This is a genomic window from Microbacterium sp. NPDC086615 (genome assembly GCF_040686055.1).
Classification (GTDB): Bacteria; Actinomycetota; Actinomycetes; order Actinomycetales; family Microbacteriaceae; genus Microbacterium.
In genome coordinates this window covers 19,878-36,645 of sequence record NZ_JBFBJJ010000012.1, presented here as the reverse complement: position 1 = coordinate 36,645, position 16,768 = coordinate 19,878, and the positions used below count along the sequence as shown (strand labels likewise).

At 68.8% G+C, this 16,768-nt stretch carries 16 protein-coding genes; 12 read left to right on the top strand and 4 right to left on the bottom strand.

All coding sequences use genetic code 11. The features are described from left to right. Nucleotides 1-297: 297 nt before the first annotated feature. The gene (locus AB0O24_RS12880) at nucleotides 298-777 is read left to right on the top strand and encodes a DUF3060 domain-containing protein (RefSeq protein WP_275801322.1); all 480 of its coding nucleotides are present in this window, start codon (nucleotides 298-300) and stop codon (nucleotides 775-777) included. A gap of 20 nt (nucleotides 778-797) precedes the next feature. Here AB0O24_RS12880 and AB0O24_RS12875 read toward each other — a convergent pair whose 3' ends face one another. Further along, nucleotides 798-1,298, bottom strand: a complete 501-nt coding sequence (locus AB0O24_RS12875; protein WP_275801319.1) for a M23 family metallopeptidase — start codon at nucleotides 1,296-1,298, stop codon at nucleotides 798-800. A 341-nt stretch (nucleotides 1,299-1,639) separates the two neighbouring features. Here AB0O24_RS12875 and rpsB point away from each other — a divergent pair, with 341 nt between their 5' ends. The 9 genes from rpsB to AB0O24_RS12830 all read left to right on the top strand — a co-directional run bounded on the left by rpsB (nucleotide 1,640) and on the right by AB0O24_RS12830 (nucleotide 8,380). Further along, nucleotides 1,640-2,533, top strand: a complete 894-nt coding sequence (gene rpsB / locus AB0O24_RS12870) for a 30S ribosomal protein S2 (protein WP_275801317.1) — start codon at nucleotides 1,640-1,642, stop codon at nucleotides 2,531-2,533. A gap of 142 nt (nucleotides 2,534-2,675) precedes the next feature. Beyond that, nucleotides 2,676-3,503, top strand: a complete 828-nt coding sequence (gene tsf, locus AB0O24_RS12865; protein ID WP_275801315.1) for a translation elongation factor Ts — start codon at nucleotides 2,676-2,678, stop codon at nucleotides 3,501-3,503. A 130-nt stretch (nucleotides 3,504-3,633) separates the two neighbouring features. Next, nucleotides 3,634-4,353 carry a UMP kinase gene (gene pyrH, locus AB0O24_RS12860; protein WP_275797029.1) on the top strand — a complete coding sequence of 240 codons (720 nt, stop codon included), beginning with the start codon at nucleotides 3,634-3,636 and terminating at the stop codon, nucleotides 4,351-4,353. A gap of 75 nt (nucleotides 4,354-4,428) precedes the next feature. After that, nucleotides 4,429-4,983 carry a ribosome recycling factor gene (frr, locus tag AB0O24_RS12855; RefSeq protein ID WP_058596098.1) on the top strand — a complete coding sequence of 185 codons (555 nt, stop codon included), beginning with the start codon at nucleotides 4,429-4,431 and terminating at the stop codon, nucleotides 4,981-4,983. A gap of 5 nt (nucleotides 4,984-4,988) precedes the next feature. Continuing rightward, nucleotides 4,989-6,041, top strand: a complete 1,053-nt coding sequence (locus tag AB0O24_RS12850) for a phosphatidate cytidylyltransferase (protein WP_363375377.1) — start codon at nucleotides 4,989-4,991, stop codon at nucleotides 6,039-6,041. Next, nucleotides 6,038-6,613, top strand: coding sequence for a DivIVA domain-containing protein (locus tag AB0O24_RS12845; protein WP_275801834.1), 576 nt, complete (start codon nucleotides 6,038-6,040; stop codon nucleotides 6,611-6,613). The genes AB0O24_RS12850 and AB0O24_RS12845 overlap by 4 nt, the downstream gene beginning before the upstream one ends. A 46-nt stretch (nucleotides 6,614-6,659) precedes the next feature. Continuing rightward, complete coding sequence (locus AB0O24_RS12840) at nucleotides 6,660-7,361, top strand: transglycosylase SLT domain-containing protein (RefSeq protein ID WP_275801833.1); 702 nt, start codon at nucleotides 6,660-6,662, stop codon at nucleotides 7,359-7,361. Nucleotides 7,362-7,370: 9 nt separating this feature from the next. Then, nucleotides 7,371-7,658: a hypothetical protein gene (locus AB0O24_RS12835; RefSeq protein WP_275801832.1), complete on the top strand. Its 288-nt coding sequence runs from the start codon at nucleotides 7,371-7,373 to the stop codon at nucleotides 7,656-7,658. Then, entirely contained in the window at nucleotides 7,658-8,380 is a 723-nt protein-coding gene (locus AB0O24_RS12830) for an alpha/beta fold hydrolase (protein ID WP_275801830.1), read from the top strand. The genes AB0O24_RS12835 and AB0O24_RS12830 overlap by 1 nt, the downstream gene beginning before the upstream one ends. A gap of 6 nt (nucleotides 8,381-8,386) precedes the next feature. Here AB0O24_RS12830 and AB0O24_RS12825 read toward each other — a convergent pair whose 3' ends face one another. Continuing rightward, nucleotides 8,387-9,460, bottom strand: a complete 1,074-nt coding sequence (locus tag AB0O24_RS12825; RefSeq protein ID WP_275801829.1) for an AI-2E family transporter — start codon at nucleotides 9,458-9,460, stop codon at nucleotides 8,387-8,389. Between the two features lie 173 nt (nucleotides 9,461-9,633). Here AB0O24_RS12825 and AB0O24_RS12820 point away from each other — a divergent pair, with 173 nt between their 5' ends. Both AB0O24_RS12820 and AB0O24_RS12815 read left to right on the top strand, forming a co-directional pair. Further along, on the top strand, nucleotides 9,634-11,514 hold the full coding sequence (locus AB0O24_RS12820) for a glycosyl transferase (protein WP_275801828.1): 1,881 nt from the start codon (nucleotides 9,634-9,636) through the stop codon (nucleotides 11,512-11,514). Then, the gene (locus AB0O24_RS12815) at nucleotides 11,511-12,452 is read left to right on the top strand and encodes a tetratricopeptide repeat protein (RefSeq protein ID WP_275801826.1); all 942 of its coding nucleotides are present in this window, start codon (nucleotides 11,511-11,513) and stop codon (nucleotides 12,450-12,452) included. The genes AB0O24_RS12820 and AB0O24_RS12815 overlap by 4 nt, the downstream gene beginning before the upstream one ends. A gap of 55 nt (nucleotides 12,453-12,507) precedes the next feature. Here AB0O24_RS12815 and glgB read toward each other — a convergent pair whose 3' ends face one another. Further along, complete coding sequence (gene glgB / locus AB0O24_RS12810) at nucleotides 12,508-14,649, bottom strand: 1,4-alpha-glucan branching protein GlgB (RefSeq protein ID WP_363375369.1); 2,142 nt, start codon at nucleotides 14,647-14,649, stop codon at nucleotides 12,508-12,510. Then, nucleotides 14,646-16,730 (bottom strand): maltotransferase domain-containing protein, encoded by a 2,085-nt coding sequence (locus AB0O24_RS12805; protein WP_363375367.1) that lies wholly within the window; start codon nucleotides 16,728-16,730, stop codon nucleotides 14,646-14,648. Before AB0O24_RS12805 ends, glgB begins: the two co-directional genes overlap by 4 nt. Between the last annotated feature and the right edge of the window lie 38 nt (nucleotides 16,731-16,768).

Here is a 16,768-nt window from a genome sequence, read left to right as displayed (position 1 = left end):
ACGTGCCGCGTCAGCTGGGACGGCCGAGACCGGCGCGGAACTCGCAGAGGTCGGGACAGCTAGCGCCCGCCCCACCGCCAGCCGTACCGTGGAAGAGTGAATCGACGGGGACGTGCGCGAAGCGTCGCGCTGGCGGCAGGGGTTCTCGTCGCGCTGCTGACGGGCTGCGCGCTCGCGCCACAGCCGACCGTCACTCGCCTGCCCCCGGGGATGGGGGCAGGCGCGACACACCCCGCGGGGACCGTTCCGTCCCCGTCGGTGGTCCCCGCGAGCCCGTCGTTCACTGCGTCGACCCCGGTGCCCGCGGAATCCGCGTCCTCGAACAACGGGACCGGTAACGGCGACACGGGCAATGGCGGCACGGGCAATGGCGGCACGACGGACGGTGACGGGGTGACCTGCGCCGACGGAGAGTCCGCATCGATTTCGGGGAGCGAGAAGACCGTGCGCGTCGAGGGGGCGTGCGCCGCGCTATCGGTCTCGGGAAGCGCGCTGACCGTCGATGCGACGGCTGCGCGTATCGGCTCCCTCATGATCGCGGGGGACCGCGTCCGGGTGGACGCCGCCGAGATCGGCGCGGTCTCGGTGCAGGGCAACGACGGTGCGATCAGTTCAGCGGGGACGATCGGCAGCGTCGATTTGAGCGGTGACAGAACCCGGGTCACCGCGGTGGGCGCGATTTCGTCCGTCGCGGTCCGCGGTCAGAACAATACCGTGACCGCCGGCGGGGGCGTCGGCGACCGCGTGGTCGAGGGTCGCGACAACCAGATCGGTTGAGACGAGCTCCGCGTCGGGCTTCAGCAGCACGGCAGGAGCACCGCTCGCGGGACGCCACCCCAGAGGCGCAGGGGATTGATGTACTGCCCATGGAGCCGTACGCCGAAGTGCACGATCCCCGGCGCGGTGTGGCCACCCGCCACGACGGCACCCACCGGCGATCCCCGCGAAACGGCGTCTCCCGCAGCCAGCTCCGTCGTGACCGGTTCGAGAGTCGTCACCAAACCGTCGCCGTGGTCGATCGTGACGACAGGTCGGCCCGCGACCATCCCGGCGAACGCGATGCGGCCGGCCGCCGGTGCTCGAACGGATGAGCCCGCCGCAAGGTCCACACCGCGGTGACCCGGTCCGTACGCGTGGGCGGGTGCCTCGTAACGACGGACGAGCTGCACCTCGTCGACCGGCCACACCCAGCCGCGCTGCGCGAGATCATCCGTCGCCGAGACCGCAGCCGCCGGACAGATCACGGACACGACGATCGCGATCGCCGCGAAGACCGAGCGGAGAGGTGAACGCCACATGGGGTCAGTGTCGCCGGGGCGGCGGTCGTCGATGGCGCGGAAGCCGCGGAATGGGGACGAATCGGCGAAACACGCCGTGGGGGAGGAGCTGCCAGGGCGAGCGGTCTCCGATGCCCGTCCTGTACACTGGCAGACGCATCTCGTGTATTCGGGATGACTCCGCGTGCCCAGAGCGCAGCGCGCCGTCCTTCGGGACAGCGCATCGCGTGGCATCCACACCCCATGGTCCTCCGCTCCGGCGGTTGGCGGGTGTGCGCCGGGCACCAGGCTCGTCGGACGACTCGTCCGGCGCGATCAACCACAACCACGGCGCCCGAGCGCCCAGAAACAGGAGTACGACCATGGCCGTCGTCACCATCCGCCAGCTGCTCGACAGCGGCGTTCACTTCGGACACCAGACCCGCCGGTGGAACCCGAAGGTGAAGCGCTTCATCCTGACCGAGCGTTCCGGCATCCACATCATCGACCTGCAGCAGTCGCTCGGCTACATCGACAAGGCGTACGAGTTCGTCAAGGAGACGGTCGCGCACGGCGGCACCATCCTCTTCGTCGGCACCAAGAAGCAGGCGCAGGAAGTCCTCGCCGAGCAGGCGACCCGCGTGGGCCAGCCCTACGTGAACCAGCGCTGGCTCGGTGGCCTCCTCACCAACTTCCAGACGGTGTCGAAGCGCCTCGCCCGCATGAAGGAGCTCGAGGAGCTCGACTACGAGAACCCGGCGGAGAGCGGCTTCACCAAGAAGGAGCTCCTCCTCAAGAAGCGCGAGCTCGACAAGCTGCACAAGTCGCTCGGTGGTATCCGCAACCTGCAGAAGACCCCCTCGGCCATCTGGGTCGTCGACGCCAAGCGCGAGCACCTCGCGGTCGACGAGGCCAAGAAGCTCGGCATCCCCGTCATCGGCATCCTCGACACGAACGCCGACCCCGACGAGTTCCAGTACCCGATCCCCGGCAACGACGACGCGATCCGTTCGGTCAGCCTGCTGACGCGCATCATCGCCGACGCCGCCGCCGAGGGCCTCATCCAGCGTCACCAGCCCGCCGGTGAAGACGAGGCCGCCGAGCCCCTCGCCGAGTGGGAGCGCGAGCTCCTCGAGACCAACGCCGAGACCACCGAGGCCGCGACCGAGTCGGCTGCCGACGAGGCCGGTGCCGAGGCTCACGACGAGACCGTCGCCGCCGAGGCGGGCGAGTCCGCCGCCGAGGTCGCCGACGCCGAGGCCGCCGACAGCAAGTAAGCAGCGCGACGTTCGCGTCACCGCGACGTCACCCGCACAGGCTACGTCCGGCGGGGTCGTGACCGTACCTCCTGTGGAGGTGCGGCGCCACGGCCCCGCCGAGCTCTTATCAAGAACGCATACGACAAGGAGACGCCACACCATGGCAAACTTCACGATCGCCGACATCAAGGCGCTGCGCGAGCAGCTCGGCACCGGCATGGTCGACACCAAGAAGGCTCTCGAAGAGGCCGACGGCGACGTCGAGAAGGCCGTCGAGATCCTGCGCCTCAAGGGTGCGAAGGGCAACGCCAAGCGCGCTGACCGCTCCACGAGCGAGGGCCTCGTCGTCGCTCGCGAGAACAACGGTTCCGTGACGCTGCTCGAGCTCGCCTGCGAGACCGACTTCGTCGCCAAGAACGAGCGCTTCATCGCTCTCGCCGACAAGGTCGTCGACGCGGCCGCCGCCGCGGGCGCCGACTCGGTCGAGGCCGCCCTCGCCGCCGACGCCGACGGCCAGACCGTCGAGCAGCTGATCTCCGACGAGGCCGCGATCATCGGCGAGAAGGTCGAACTGCGTCGCGTCCGCACCATCTCGGGCGATAAGTTCGAGGTCTACCTGCACAAGACCAGCAAGGACCTTCCCCCGCAGGTCGGCGTGGTGCTCGCCTACACCGGTGACGACGCCGAAACGGCTCGCTCCATCGCGCAGCACATCTCGTTCGCCAACCCCTCGTACCTCACTCGCGATGCCGTGCCCGAGGCCGACGTCGAGAAGGAGCGCGAGATCGTCACCGAGATCTCCCGCAACGAGGGCAAGCCCGAGGCCGCCCTGCCGAAGATCGTCGAAGGCCGTGTGAACGCCTTCTTCAAGCAGGTCGCCCTGCTCGACCAGGACTACGCGAAGGACAACAAGCTGTCCGTCGCCAAGGTCGCGTCCGACGCCGGTCTGACCCTGACCGACTTCGCCCGCTTCAAGGTCGGCGCGTAACACCTCGACAGGCTGACGGCCCGTCACAAGGCCCGGGATGCCATGGCATCCCGGGCCTTTTTCCCGCGCGCGCGACGTTTCGAGTCCGCCGCCAGGCAGATAGTTTGGATGGAACGAGAGGACATGACACGTGATCGATGAAGCGACCAAGCGCCGCCGGGTGCTCCTGAAGCTGTCGGGTGAGGCATTCGGCGGAGGCCAGCTCGGGGTCAACCCCGACGTGGTCAGCCAGATCGCACGAGAGATCGCCGAGGCGGTCGATCGTGTCGAGATCGCGATCGTCGTGGGCGGGGGGAACTTCTTCCGCGGCGCCGAGCTCAGCCAGCGCGGAATGGACCGCGGCCGTGCCGACTACATGGGCATGCTCGGGACCGTGATGAACGCCCTCGCCCTCCAGGACTTCCTCGAGCAGGCCGGCGCCGCCACACGCGTGCAGTCCGCCATCTCGATGACACAGGTCGCGGAGCCCTACATCCCGCGTCGCGCCGTGCGCCACCTCGAGAAGGGTCGCGTCGTCATCTTCGGCGCCGGTGCGGGCCTGCCGTACTTCTCCACCGACACGGTCGCGGCGCAGCGCGCGCTCGAGATCGGGGCCGTCGAGGTCCTGGTGGCCAAGAACGGCGTCGACGGCGTCTACACGGCCGATCCTCGCCTCGATCCGTCCGCGACGAAGCTCGACCACCTGACGTACAACGACGCGCTGCAGAAGGGGCTGAAGGTCGTGGACTCGACCGCCTTCAGCCTGTGCATGGACAACGGCATCGACATGCGCGTGTTCGGGATGGAACCCGAGGGCAACGTCACGCGCGCGCTCCTCGGCGAGACGATGGGGACGCTCGTCACCGCGTGACCCGCCGCGTGGGCCCGGGGTGCCGGGCCCACGCGCGACTAGACTGAGACGTCAGTCCCAACGAATGGAGTCACCGTGATCGCCGATGTGCTCGCCGATGCCGGAACGCGCATGGATCGCGCCGTGGAGGCCGCCAAGGAGGACTTCGCGACCGTCCGCACCGGGCGCGCGAACCCCCAGATGTTCCAGAAGGTCCTGGTCGACTACTACGGCTCGCCGACGCCGCTCGCCCAGCTCGCCTCGCTGAACAACCCCGAGGCGCGCACGCTCGTCATCAACCCGTACGACAAGTCGGCGCTGAAGGCGATCGAGCAGGCCATCCGCGACATGCCGAACCTGGGCGTGAACCCCACGAACGACGGCAACATCGTGCGCATCACGATGCCCGAGCTCACCGAGGAGCGCCGTAAAGAGTACGTCAAGCTCGTCCGCGGCAAGGGCGAAGACGCGAAGGTCCAGATCCGCAACCTGCGCCGCAAGGCGAAGGACGACCTCGATGCCCTGAAGAGCGACGTCGGTGAGGACGAGCTGGTCCGCGCCGAGAAAGAGCTCGACGGCGTGACGCGCGCGCACGTCGACCAGATCGACGAGGCCCTCAAGCGCAAAGAGGCCGAACTCCTCGAGGTCTGACGTCGATGACCGATGAGTCCGAACGCGACGACGCCGAGCCGCACACCGGTGCGGCCGGTCGTCGTCGTGCCGACGGACCGCGCCGATCGCCTGCCGCCGGCGAAGGCGTGACGGCGATCGAATCGCAGTTGCGCGCGATGCGATCGGATGCCGAGCAGCACATCGCCCAGGCCCGCGCCGAGTTCGATCAGGCCAACGAGCGGATCAAGCAGCGCACGGGCCGCGACCTGATCCTCGCAACCCTCATCGGCGTTTTGATCGGGGCGGTCGTCATTGCCTCGCTGATCTTCTTCAAGTGGCTGTTCGTCCTCTTTGCTGCGGCGGCCGTGGGGCTGGCGATCTTCGAGTTCTCGCGCGCCCTCCAGGCATCCGGCCGACGCGTCGACATCGGCCCGCAGCTCGGACTCGGTCTTCTGCTCCTGCTGAGCGGATTCTTCGCCGGACTGTGGGTGCACTGGGTCGCTGCGCTGGCTGCGGTCGTCATCGTCATCGTCTGGCGTCTGGTCGGCCAGATGTTCGCTCGCGACGGGCGCACGCGCGCCGCCGTGCTCGGCGATGTCCTCGTGGCGGGATTCATCCAGCTCTACCTTCCGTTCCTCGGCAGTTTCGCGACGATCCTGCTCTCGGAGGATCGGGGCGAGTGGTGGGTGCTCGCCTTCCTCATCGTGGCGGTCGTCTCCGACACCGGTGCCTATGTCTCGGGCTTGACCTTCGGACGCGGCGGACGCCATCCGATGGCACCGCGCATCAGCCCCAAGAAGACCTGGGAAGGCTTCGCGGGGGCGTGCGTCGCCGCTCTGGTCGCCGGTGTCCTCCTCGCGGCGTTCATGCTCCACATCCCGTGGTGGGCCGGGCTGATCTTCGGTGCCGTCGTGCTGGCGACCGCGACGGTCGGCGACCTCGGCGAGTCGATGGTCAAGCGCGACCTCGGCATCAAGGACATGAGCTCGTGGCTTCCGGGCCACGGTGGAGTCCTCGACCGCCTCGACTCGATCCTGCCGTCGGCGATCGCCGCCCTCGCGATGTTCTATCTGCTCGCCCCGCTGGGAGTGTCATGACCGAAACGACGACCGAAGACCGCCGCACGAGCGAGCCGTTCCCGGACGCTCCCGGCCGGACGAAGGGATACGAGAAGCGAGCCGTCGACCAGTTCCTCGCCCGCGCGCGAGAGGCCTTCGAGTCCGACGCAGACGGCACACTGCGCTCGACAGAGGTTCGAGCGATGGCGTTCCCGCTCGTCCGCGGCGGGTACGCCATCGGACCGGTCGATGCCGCGCTCGGACGGGTCGAAGACGCCTTCGCCGCGCGCGAGCGCGAACATGCGCTGTCTCGTCTGGGCGCGCGGGCGTGGGTGGCGGAGACCCGCGACACGGCTCAGGTCGTCCTCGACCGGCTTCAGCGGCCGCGCGGGCACCGGTTCGATCGCGTCGGCTTCATGCGTTACGGCTACCGCGTCGAAGAGGTCGACGTCGCCGCCGACCGCATCGCGCGATACCTCGCCACGGGTGACCCGATCACCGCGGAGCAGGTGCGTTCGGTGGCGTTCCGCATGGAACGCGGCGGTTATCGGGAGCAGCAGGTGGATGCCGTTCTCGACGCGGTCGTCGAAGTGATGCTCGCGATCGGTTGATGCGCACGTCGCCGCCCTTGCGCGGCATCGGTAGACTCGAGGAACTGTGACTTCCGGATCCGACCTCACACGTGCGTCTTCGCGCCACGTCTCGCGCCGTGGCGCGAACTCGGCCGACGTCATTCCCCCCGCCCTCCCTCGCCGCGGCGCCCCTCGGTGGTCTCGCCGCCGTGGTGTGGTCGGTGTCTTCGCCGGTTGCGCCGCGCTTCTCTTCGCGGCGGCCTACGTCGGCCCCATGGGGGCCGTGATATCGAGCGCGAAGGCCGAGGAGCCGAAGACGGTGACGCTCTTCGCCGAGGGGCTGAACGACACGCAGGTCGTCGCCACGTCGGGCGAGCGTGAATCGCCGCAGCTCGACCGTGCGAGCTACAACGTCTACGTCAAGCCGAAGCCGACGCCGACTCCCACTCCCTCCCCGGCAGACCAGGGGTCTTCGGGAGGCGGGGGTGGCCCGCTGTTCTACACGGGCGGCGGTGCGCCCGCCGAGTGGATGGCGGCCGCCGGCATCGCCGAGTCCGACATGGGCTACGTCGATTACATCGTGAGCCGCGAGAGCGGCTGGAACCCGAACGCGACGAACCGCTCCTCGGGGGCGTGTGGGCTCGTGCAAGCGCTGCCGTGCAGCAAGGTTCCCGGTAACGGGTACGACCCGGTCGACAACCTGCGGTGGGCGACCGGGTACGCGACGGGCCGCTACGGCAGCTGGGCCGGTGCGTACGCGTTCTGGACCAGCAACCACTGGTGGTGAGTGGCATCCATGCCCCGCTCACGCAAGCGCCGGCCGGATCCCCGTCGCGGCGATGACTCGCTCGACCGGTTGATCGCCGGCTGGAAGCGCAGCGAGATCAAGCGCGGTATCGAATGGACCGTTCAGCCCATCTCGGCCCCTCAGGCGCAGAAGGAGTATCGCTGCCCGGGATGCGGTCGGGCTGTCGAGCCGGGCGTGGCGCACGTGGTGGTGTGGCGCGCGGACGGTGTTCTCGGCGACGCGGCCGACCTGGCCGCGCGTCGCCACTGGCACACACCCTGTTGGAGGATTGCGTGATGGAGATTCGCGGACCCGTCCTGCTCCCGGCGCGACGAGAAGACATCGATCTGCAGACCGTCGACGGTCTCACCCTGGTGGGTGAGCTCGCCCTTCCGGCCGAGCGCGAGCCCGTCGCGACGCTCGTCACCCTGCACCCCCTGCCCACCGCGGGCGGGTTCATGGATTCGCACATCCTGCGTAAGGCGGCCGGCCGCCTCCCAGCGCTGGCGGACCTGGCGGTCCTGCGATTCAACACACGGGGGACGACCTCGCCTCGCGGCACGAGTGAGGGCTCGTTCGACGGGGGAGCGGCCGAGGCTTTCGACGTCGCCGCGGCCATGGACGTCGTCCGGGAGCGCGGGCTGCCGCGCCCCTGGCTCGTCGGTTGGTCGTTCGGCACGGAGCTCGCGTTGAAGTACGGACGCGACCACGACATCGAAGGCGTCATCCTGCTCTCTCCGCCCCTGCATCGCGCGACCGCCGAGGAGGTCGCCGCGTGGGGTGACGATAACCGTCGTGTGGTGGTGCTCGTGCCGGAGTTCGACGACTACCTGCGCCCCGACGAGGCTCGCGAGCGATTCGCGTCGATCCCGCACGCGACGCTCATCGCGGTGGACGGCGGCAAGCATCTCTGGGTCGGCGAGACGCAGACCCGCCGTGTCCTGACCGAGATCGTCGCCGCGGTGAACCCCGACGCGTTGCCGCTCGCCGTCGAATGGGACGACGACGTCACGGAGTGACCGTCGTCAGCGCTCGTTCTGGCGCGGGATGATGACCTCGCGATAGATGATCAGGATGCTGGCCGCCACAGGGATGGCGATCAGCGCGCCGAGCAGGTTCAGCAGCGCCCCGCCCGCGAGCGCCGCGATGACGACGACCGCTCCCGGGACCGACACCGCGCGGTTCATGATGCGCGGTGAGATGACGTAGGCCTCGATCTGCATGTACACGAGGTAGTAGATGAGGGCGATGAGGGCCATCGTCGGCGAGCCGAGACCGGGGATCAGACACGTGAGGACGATGATCGTCGATCCGGTCAGGGTTCCCACGAGCGGGATGAGCGAGAAGAAGAAGGCCACGACCGCGAGGACCGCCGGGAAGGGCGCGTTGATGATGCTCAGGAAGATCGCGCTCAGGATGCCGTTGATCACGCCCAGACTGACCTGGCCCATCACGTAGTACCCCACCGAATCCGTGATCTTCTCGGCCAGTTCGATGAAGCGGGCGCGCTTCGAGGCGGGAACCAGCTGGTAGACCGCCGACTTGAGCGACGGCGTGGATGCCGTGAAGTAGATCGTCAGGATCAGCACGATGAAGGCGCCACCGAGGCCCGCCGCGACCGCCCCGCCGATCGTCAAGAGGCTGTTGCCGACCATGGTCGAGATCGAGCCGACGTCGAGCGTCGAGAACCAGTGCTGGATGCCGGCCCACACCTGATCGAGCGGGAGCCATGGAAGCGTCGACGAGGCCCAGTCCTGCGCGCCGGAGACGATCTCGTTCCACCGACCGGGCCGGAGGAGCTCCTCGATCTGCGCGACGAGCTGGGCGATCTGGCTCACGATGATCGGGACGACCATCAGGATGATGCCCGCGAAGATGCCGAGCACACCGAGGATCGTCGCGAGGACGGCCGCCCAGCGCGGGAGCCCGCGCCGTTCGAGGAAGGAGACCACCGGGTCGAGGCCGAGCGAGAGGAACAGCGCGGTGCCCACGTAGAGGAGGATCGTCGACAGGTTCTCGACGCTGCCGATGAGCAGGAGCCCGACGCCGACACCGAGCGTCGCGAGCAGTGCTACCCGGAATGGGTTGTGGATCTTCATGCCGGGGACTCCCGCCTCCTGCGGCCGTGGCCGCGTCCTTTCCGCAAGGATACTGAGCGCGCGGCGGCGGGGCGCGTACGTTCCTCGCCGCGAACTTTCAGGAGTCCTCCGATAGTCTGAAACGTCGATTCTTCGGCGACCACCCGAGTCGCCGATTGGGGATGGTGCATAGCGTGAGATTCGTCTGGGCCGTGGTGGCGTTCATCATCGCCGCCGTCATGATCGGTGCGGGCATTGCCCAGCGCACCGTGTTCCAAGGGCCGGCGGAGACATCGCAGACGATCCAGACGGATCAGTCGACCGCCTACACGATGATCGACGGCGCGGTCCTCGGCAGCCTTCCGGGGGCGCAGACGCTGCGTGTCGAGGGCGCCTCGAACGTCTTCGTGTCGTACGGCCGCACCGAAGACATGCGCGCGTGGCTCTCGGACGCCGAGTACACCTCGGTCACGATGGGCGACCAGAACACCGTCGAGACCTCGGTCATCGAACCGACCGTGGAGCCCACGCCCGCGGATTCGACGACCGCGACGGATGCGACCGGGGGCACGGATGCCACGGGAACGGCCGGCACCACGACGGGAACGCAGACGGCCGGTGCGCGTTCGCCGGTCGGTTCCGACCTCTGGCTCGACGAGTTCGAGCAGACCGGCACCCTCACCCAGACCCTGCAGCTTCCCGCCGACATGAGCGTCCTCGTCGCCTCGGACGGGCAGGCGCCGGCCCCCTCCACCATCACGGTGACGTGGCCGGTCGACAACTCCACTCCGTGGGCGGGCCCGCTCATCGTGGGCGGGGGAGTCGTTCTGCTCATCGGCCTCGTGCTCTACGTCCTCGGCATCCGTCATGTCCGTCGCTCGCGGCGTCCCCGTCGCAAGGGGCTTCCGCTGCCGGTGACGGAACCCATTTCGATCGCCGACGCCGACGACAAAGGGGTGATCAGCGAGTCGACCCGCCGTCGGGGGAACGGCCGGACGCGCGGTGTGCTCGGGTCGGGTCGTCGCGCGCTCGTCGCTCTTCCCGCCCTCGGGGTGTCCGCCGCCCTCTTCGCGGGCTGCTCCGCCGACGCTTGGCCGCAGATCGCCGCGTCGGATTCGCCGAGCCCGTCCGCAACGGTCATCGTGCCCGAGGGGCAGTTCCCCCCGGCGGTGACCGAGGCGCAGGCGCAGCGCATCGTCTCGCGGATCTCGCAGACGGTCGCGCAGGCCGATGCGGCGATGGACGCCACCGCCGCGGAGACGCGCCTGACGGGTCCGGCGCTCGCCGAGCGCAAGACCAACTACACACTTCGTGCGGCCATCCCCGATCGTCCGGCGCTGCCCGCCATCCCCGCCGAGCCGGTGCAGATCACGCTTCCCCAGACCACGAACGCGTGGCCGCGTACCGTGATGACCGTCGTCGAGTCCGCGGACGCGAGCGCCCCCACGACGACCATCATGATGATGACGCAGGACAACCCCTGGTCGGAGTACCGGGCGTCCTACGTCGGCAACCTCGAGGCATCCACCAACCTGCCCGAACTCGCCGCACCGTACGTCGGCGCGACCCAGGTGCCGCCGGACTCCTCGTTCCTGGTGATGCCGCCGAACGAGCTCGCCACCGCTTACGCGGACCTCATCAACAACGGCCAGAACAGCGCGTCGTGGTCGAAGTTCGACACGGCCAACGACCTGCTCCTGCCGGCGATCGAGGACAACAAGAAGAAGCGCACCGACGAGCTCAACCAGACCGGAGCGGGCACGGCGGAGATCAGCTTCACGGCGTCGGCCGGTCCCACGGATCCGATCGCGCTCGCCACTCTCGACACCGGCGCGATCGTCGCTGTGAACGTCTACGAGAGCGACACGGCGAAGCCGACCAACGCGGACGCCGTCATCAAGCTCGACAACAACCCCGCGGTCAAGGCTCTCACCGGCGTCGACCAGTCGGCGACGGGCTTCACCACGACCTACTCCGACCAGATCTTCTTCTACGTCCCCAGCCAGGGGTCGGACGATCCGATCCGTCTCCTCGGCTACCGATCCAGCCTCCTCGAAGCGAAGGTGTCCCCGTGAGCACTCCCGCCCCCGGTTCCGTCATGCGCGGTGCGGTCGATCTGTCGTCGCTGCGCAACCGTCCCACGCCGCCCGCGTCGGGTGGCGCTCCCGCGCAGGCCGCGGATGCCACGACGGCGAAGCTGATCTTCGACGTCACCGATGCGACCTTCGGCGACGTGCTCGAGCTGTCGCGCACGGTTCCCGTTGTCGTCGACCTGTGGGCGGAGTGGTGCGGGCCCTGCAAGCAGCTCAGCCCCGTGCTCGAGAAGGTCGTGACCGAACTCGGCGGACGGGTCGTGCTCGCGAAAGTCGACGTCGATGCCAATCCTCAGCTCGCACAGGGCTTCCGCGCGCAATCGATCCCGATGGTGGTCGCCCTCGTCGCGGGCCAGCCGGTTCCCCTCTTCAACGGTGCCGTTCCCGAGCAGCAGGTGCGCGACGTCTTCGCGCAGCTCCTGCAGCTGGCGGCGCAGCACGGCGTGACCGGAACGGTGCCGACGGCGGACGGAGCCGCGGATGCCGACGAGCCCGCCGAGGCTCCGCTGCCGCCGCTGCACGCCGAGGCCTTCGCAGCGATCGAAGAAGGCGACTATCCGCGCGCCATCTCGGCGTACGAGCGCGCTCTCGCGGAGAACCCACGCGACGCCGAGGCTGCCGCCGGTCTCGGGCAGGTTCGTCTTCTGAACCGGGTCCAGGGCGCAGACCTGCAGCAGGCACGCGCGGCTGCTGCTGCGGCTCCCACCGACGTCGAGGCGCAGTTCCTCGTCGCCGATCTCGATCTCGCCGGCGGCCACGTCGACGACGCGTTCGGACGCCTGCTCGACCTGTTCGCAACCCTTCCGGCGGAGGAGCGCGCTCCGGTGCGTGCGCGTCTCCTGGAGCTGTTCGGCATCGTCGGCGACGATGACGCGCGCGTCCTCCGCGCGCGCGGGCGCTTGGCATCCCTGCTCTTCTGACGCTCACGACGAAGGCCCCGTCCGCGGACGGGGCCTTCGTCGTTGTCGTGCCCGGTCAGGCGCCGGCCGAGTGCTGGAGCCAGAGGACCCCGAGGGGCGGCAGAGTGAGAACGGCGCTTCCGCGCGCGTCCGTCGTCACGGCGCCGAAGTTGCCCTGACCCGAGCCGCCGAAGGCTTCGGCGTCGCTGTTGAGGACCTCGGTCCACGTCCCCGCCTCGGGGAGGTCGATCGGGAAGTCGCCGAGGGGCACGCCCGAGAAGTTGCACAGCACGGCGATCGTGTTGCCGTGGTGATCGCGACGGGCGAAAGCCAGCACGTTCGGGTTCCAGGCGGGTGCGCCCAGGCGCGAGAACGCCGCTCCGTCGTGATCGCGAGACCACAGCGGAGCGTGCTCCTTGTAGACGCGGTTGAGCTCGGCCACGAAGTCGTGCAACTGCGCGTGAGACGGCTGGTCGAGCATCCACCAGTCCAAGCCGCGGCCCTCGGACCACTCCGACATCTGGCCGAACTCCTGGCCCATGAACAGCAGCTGCTTGCCGGGGTGGCCCCACATGTACGCCAGGAACGCGCGCATGTTCGCGAGCTTCTGCCAGTGGTCTCCCGGCATCCGTCCGAAGAGGCTGCCCTTGCCGTGCACGACCTCGTCGTGGCTGATCGGAAGGATGAAGTTCTCACTGAACGCGTACACGAACGAGAACGACAGCTCTCCCTCGTGGTGAGAGCGGTACATCGGGTCACGCGCGATGTACTGCAGGGAGTCGTTCATCCACCCCATGTTCCACTTGAAGCCGAAACCGAGGCCGGCGTGGGACGTGGGCGCGGTGACACCCGGGAAGCTCGTGGACTCCTCGGCGATCATCGCGATACCGGGGTAGCGCTTGTACGAGGTCGCGTTGACCTCCTGCAGGAAGCGGATCGCCTCGAGGTTTTCGCGCCCGCCGAACTGGTTGGGGGCCCACTCGCCGTCGTTGCGGGAGTAGTCGAGATAGAGCATGGAGGCGACGGCATCCACTCTCAAACCATCGACGTGGAACTCTTCGAACCAGTAGAGCGCGTTCGCGACGAGGAAGTTGCGCACCTCGTTGCGGCCGTAGTCGAAGATGAGCGTTCCCCAGTCCTTGTGCTCACCGCGGCGGGGGTCGGGGTGCTCGTAGAGCGCCTCCCCGTCGAAGCGCGCGAGCGCGAACTCATCCTTGGGGAAGTGACCGGGGACCCAGTCCATGATCACGCCGATGCCCGCCTGGTGCAGGCGGTCGATCAGGTAGCGCAGGTCGTCGGGGTCGCCGAAGCGGCTCGTCGGGGCGTAGTAGCCCGAGACCTGGTAGCCCCAGGAGCCGCCGAACGGGTGTTCGGCGAGCGGCAGGAACTCGACGTGTGTGAAGCCCTGAGCACCCACGTAGGCGATGATCTCGTCCGCGGCGTCGCGATACGACAGCCCCTGCTTCCATGAGCCGAGGTGGAGCTCGTAGATCGACATCGGACGGTCGATGGGAGCGCTGTTCGAGCGCTCCGCGATCCAGCTGTCGTCCGACCAGGTGTAGGCCGAATCCGTGACGACCGAAGCAATCGCCGGCGGAACTTCGGCGAGGCGCGCCATCGGGTCGGCTTTCTGCACCCACGCGCCACTGCGAGCGAGGATCTCGAACTTGTAGCGTGCGCCGACGCCCACGCCCGGCACGAAGAGCTCCCAGATCCCGCTGGACCCCATGGAGCGCATCGCGCTGCCCTGTCCGTCCCAGCCGTTGAAGTCGCCGATCACGCGCTGCGCCCGTGCATTGGGAGCCCAGACGGTGAAGGCTGTGCCGGAGATTCCGTCGATCTCGCGCACGTGCGCTCCGAGGACGCGCCACAGTTCCTCGTGTCGGCCCTCGGCGATGAGGTGCAGGTCGAGCTCGCCGACCGATGGTGGGAAGCGGTACGGATCGTCGGCGACGTGACCGACGCCGTCGTCATAGGTCGAGCGGACGCGGTAGGCACCGGGGTGACCTGGGACGGATCCCTCCCAGATGCCGCCGCGCACGTGCGACAGAACGGCCGTCGTGCCGTCGTCGAGTTCGGCGACCACGTCCTTGGCGAGGGGGCGACGAACGCGGATCACCCACCCCTCCGCGGTCTTGTGCGCACCGAGGACGCTGTGCGGATCGTGATGCGTGCCGTAGGCGACGGCATCCAGGAGCTCGGCGGGAAGCGTGCTCATCGGACCTCCTTCACGTGCAGGATGTGCACGGGTTCGTCGAACGCGTCCAAGCGCACGAAGTTGTGATCGGCCCAGGTCCACACCTGACCGGTCACGAGGTCTTCGACCTCGTAAGGGGTGCCGGGCTCGACGCCCCACACCGTGGTGTCGAGGTGCACCGTGCTCTGCCGCGCCGAGTGCGGGTCGACATTGGCGACCACGATGATCGTGTCGCTCTCACCGGTGGGGGAGAGCGCCGCGTCGAGGTGCTTCGAATAGACCAGGATCGCGTCGTCGTCGCTCCAGTGCACGTCGAGATTGCGAAGCTGGCGCAGAGCGGGGTGGTCGCGGCGCGCCTGGTTCAGCATGCGCAGGTAGGGAGCGAGGGAATCGCCCGCCGCCTCGGCACCCGCCCAATCGCGGAACTTGTACTCGTACTTCTCGTTGTCGATGTTCTCTTCCGACCCCGGACGAGCCACGTTCTCATAGAGCTCGTAACCGGCGTAGACGCCATAGGTCGGCGCGGCCGTCGCCGCCAGCGCCGCGCGGATCTTGTAGGCCGGACGGCCGCCGAACTGCAGGTACTCGGTGAGGATGTCGGGGGTGTTGACGAAGAGATTGGGGCGCAGGAAGTCGGAGGTCTCGTGCGCGAGGCCCGAGAAGAACTCCTCGAGCTCTTCCTTCGTGTTCCGCCACGTGAAGTAGGTGTAGCTCTGCTGGAACCCGGCCATGGCGAGTCCCTGCAGCGGGGCGGGGCGCGTGAACGCCTCGGCGAGGAAGACGACGTCGGGCTCTTCGGCGCTGACGGTCGCGATCAGCCACTCCCAGAACTGCAGGGGCTTGGTGTGCGGGTTGTCGACGCGGAAGATGCGGACGCCCTGGGCGATCCAGTGCCGCACGATCCGCAAGACCTCGGCGCGGATGCCGTCGGGGTCGTTGTCGAAGTTGACCGGGTAGATGTCCTGGTACTTCTTCGGCGGATTCTCGGCGTAGGCGATCGAGCCGTCGGGCAGCGTCGTGAACCACTCGGGATGCTCCGTCACCCACGGGTGGTCGGGCGAGGCCTGGAGGGCCAGGTCGAGGGCGACCTCGATGCCCTGAGCGCGTGCGGCCGAGACGAAGGCGCGGAAGTCGTCGAGAGTGCCGAGGTCGGGGTGCACGGTGTCGTGACCTCCCGCTGGGCCCCCGATGGCCCACGGGGAGCCGGGGTCGCCGGGCGACGTGACGAGGGTGTTGTTGGGGCCCTTGCGGTTGCTCTCGCCAATGGGGTGGATCGGCGGCAGGTACAGCACGTCGAAGCCCATGCCGGCGACCCCCGGCAGACGGTCGGTCGCGGTGCGGAAGGTTCCGCTCACGACGGTTCCGTCTTCGGCGCGCGTCGCGCCCTCGGATCGGGGGAAGAACTCGTACCACGCGCCGACGCCGGCGCGCTCCCGCTCGACGAGCAGCTCGGTCTCGCGCCCCACCGAGACCAGGCCCATCACGGGCCGGGCCGCGAAGATGGCGGCGATCTCGCCGCTGCGGACGATCTCGAGGGCGACGTCATCGTGCGTGTCCGGGTCGCGCAGCGCGCGCGCTGCCTCGTAGAGCACGTCCTTGTCGCTGCCGGGGCGCTTCTTCTCTCCGCGTGCGCGGTCGAACAGGCGGGCACCGATCTCGCGCATGAGGGCCGTGTCGACCCCGGCGGCGATCTTGACGTCGGCCGCGTGCTCCCAGGTCGCGAACTCGTCGGCGAACGCCTCGAAGCGGAATCGCCAAATGCCCTGCTCGAGCGGAGCGACGAGCGTGGACCACCGGTCGAACCCGTCGTTCAGGGGGCTGAGCCGGTGCAGCGACTCGTCGCCGGAGGGCGAGAACAACCTCACGTGCACGCCGATGCGGTCATGCCCTTCGCGGAATGCGGTCACCGTGAAGGGGACGGCTTCGCCGACGTACGCCGACGGGCGGAATCGTCCGCCCGGCACGCTGGGGTGGGGGAGCGCGAGCGGGATACGCGGCGTCACCACGCCCTTCGCGGTCGGCGTCGGTTTGACCGGGCGCTCGGGAATCGAGGCGCCGCTGCGCCAGGGACGTACGGGCGTAGGAGTCGTCGTGGTGGCCACGATCCGAACCTATCGCGGCCCGCCGACCTCACGGCATC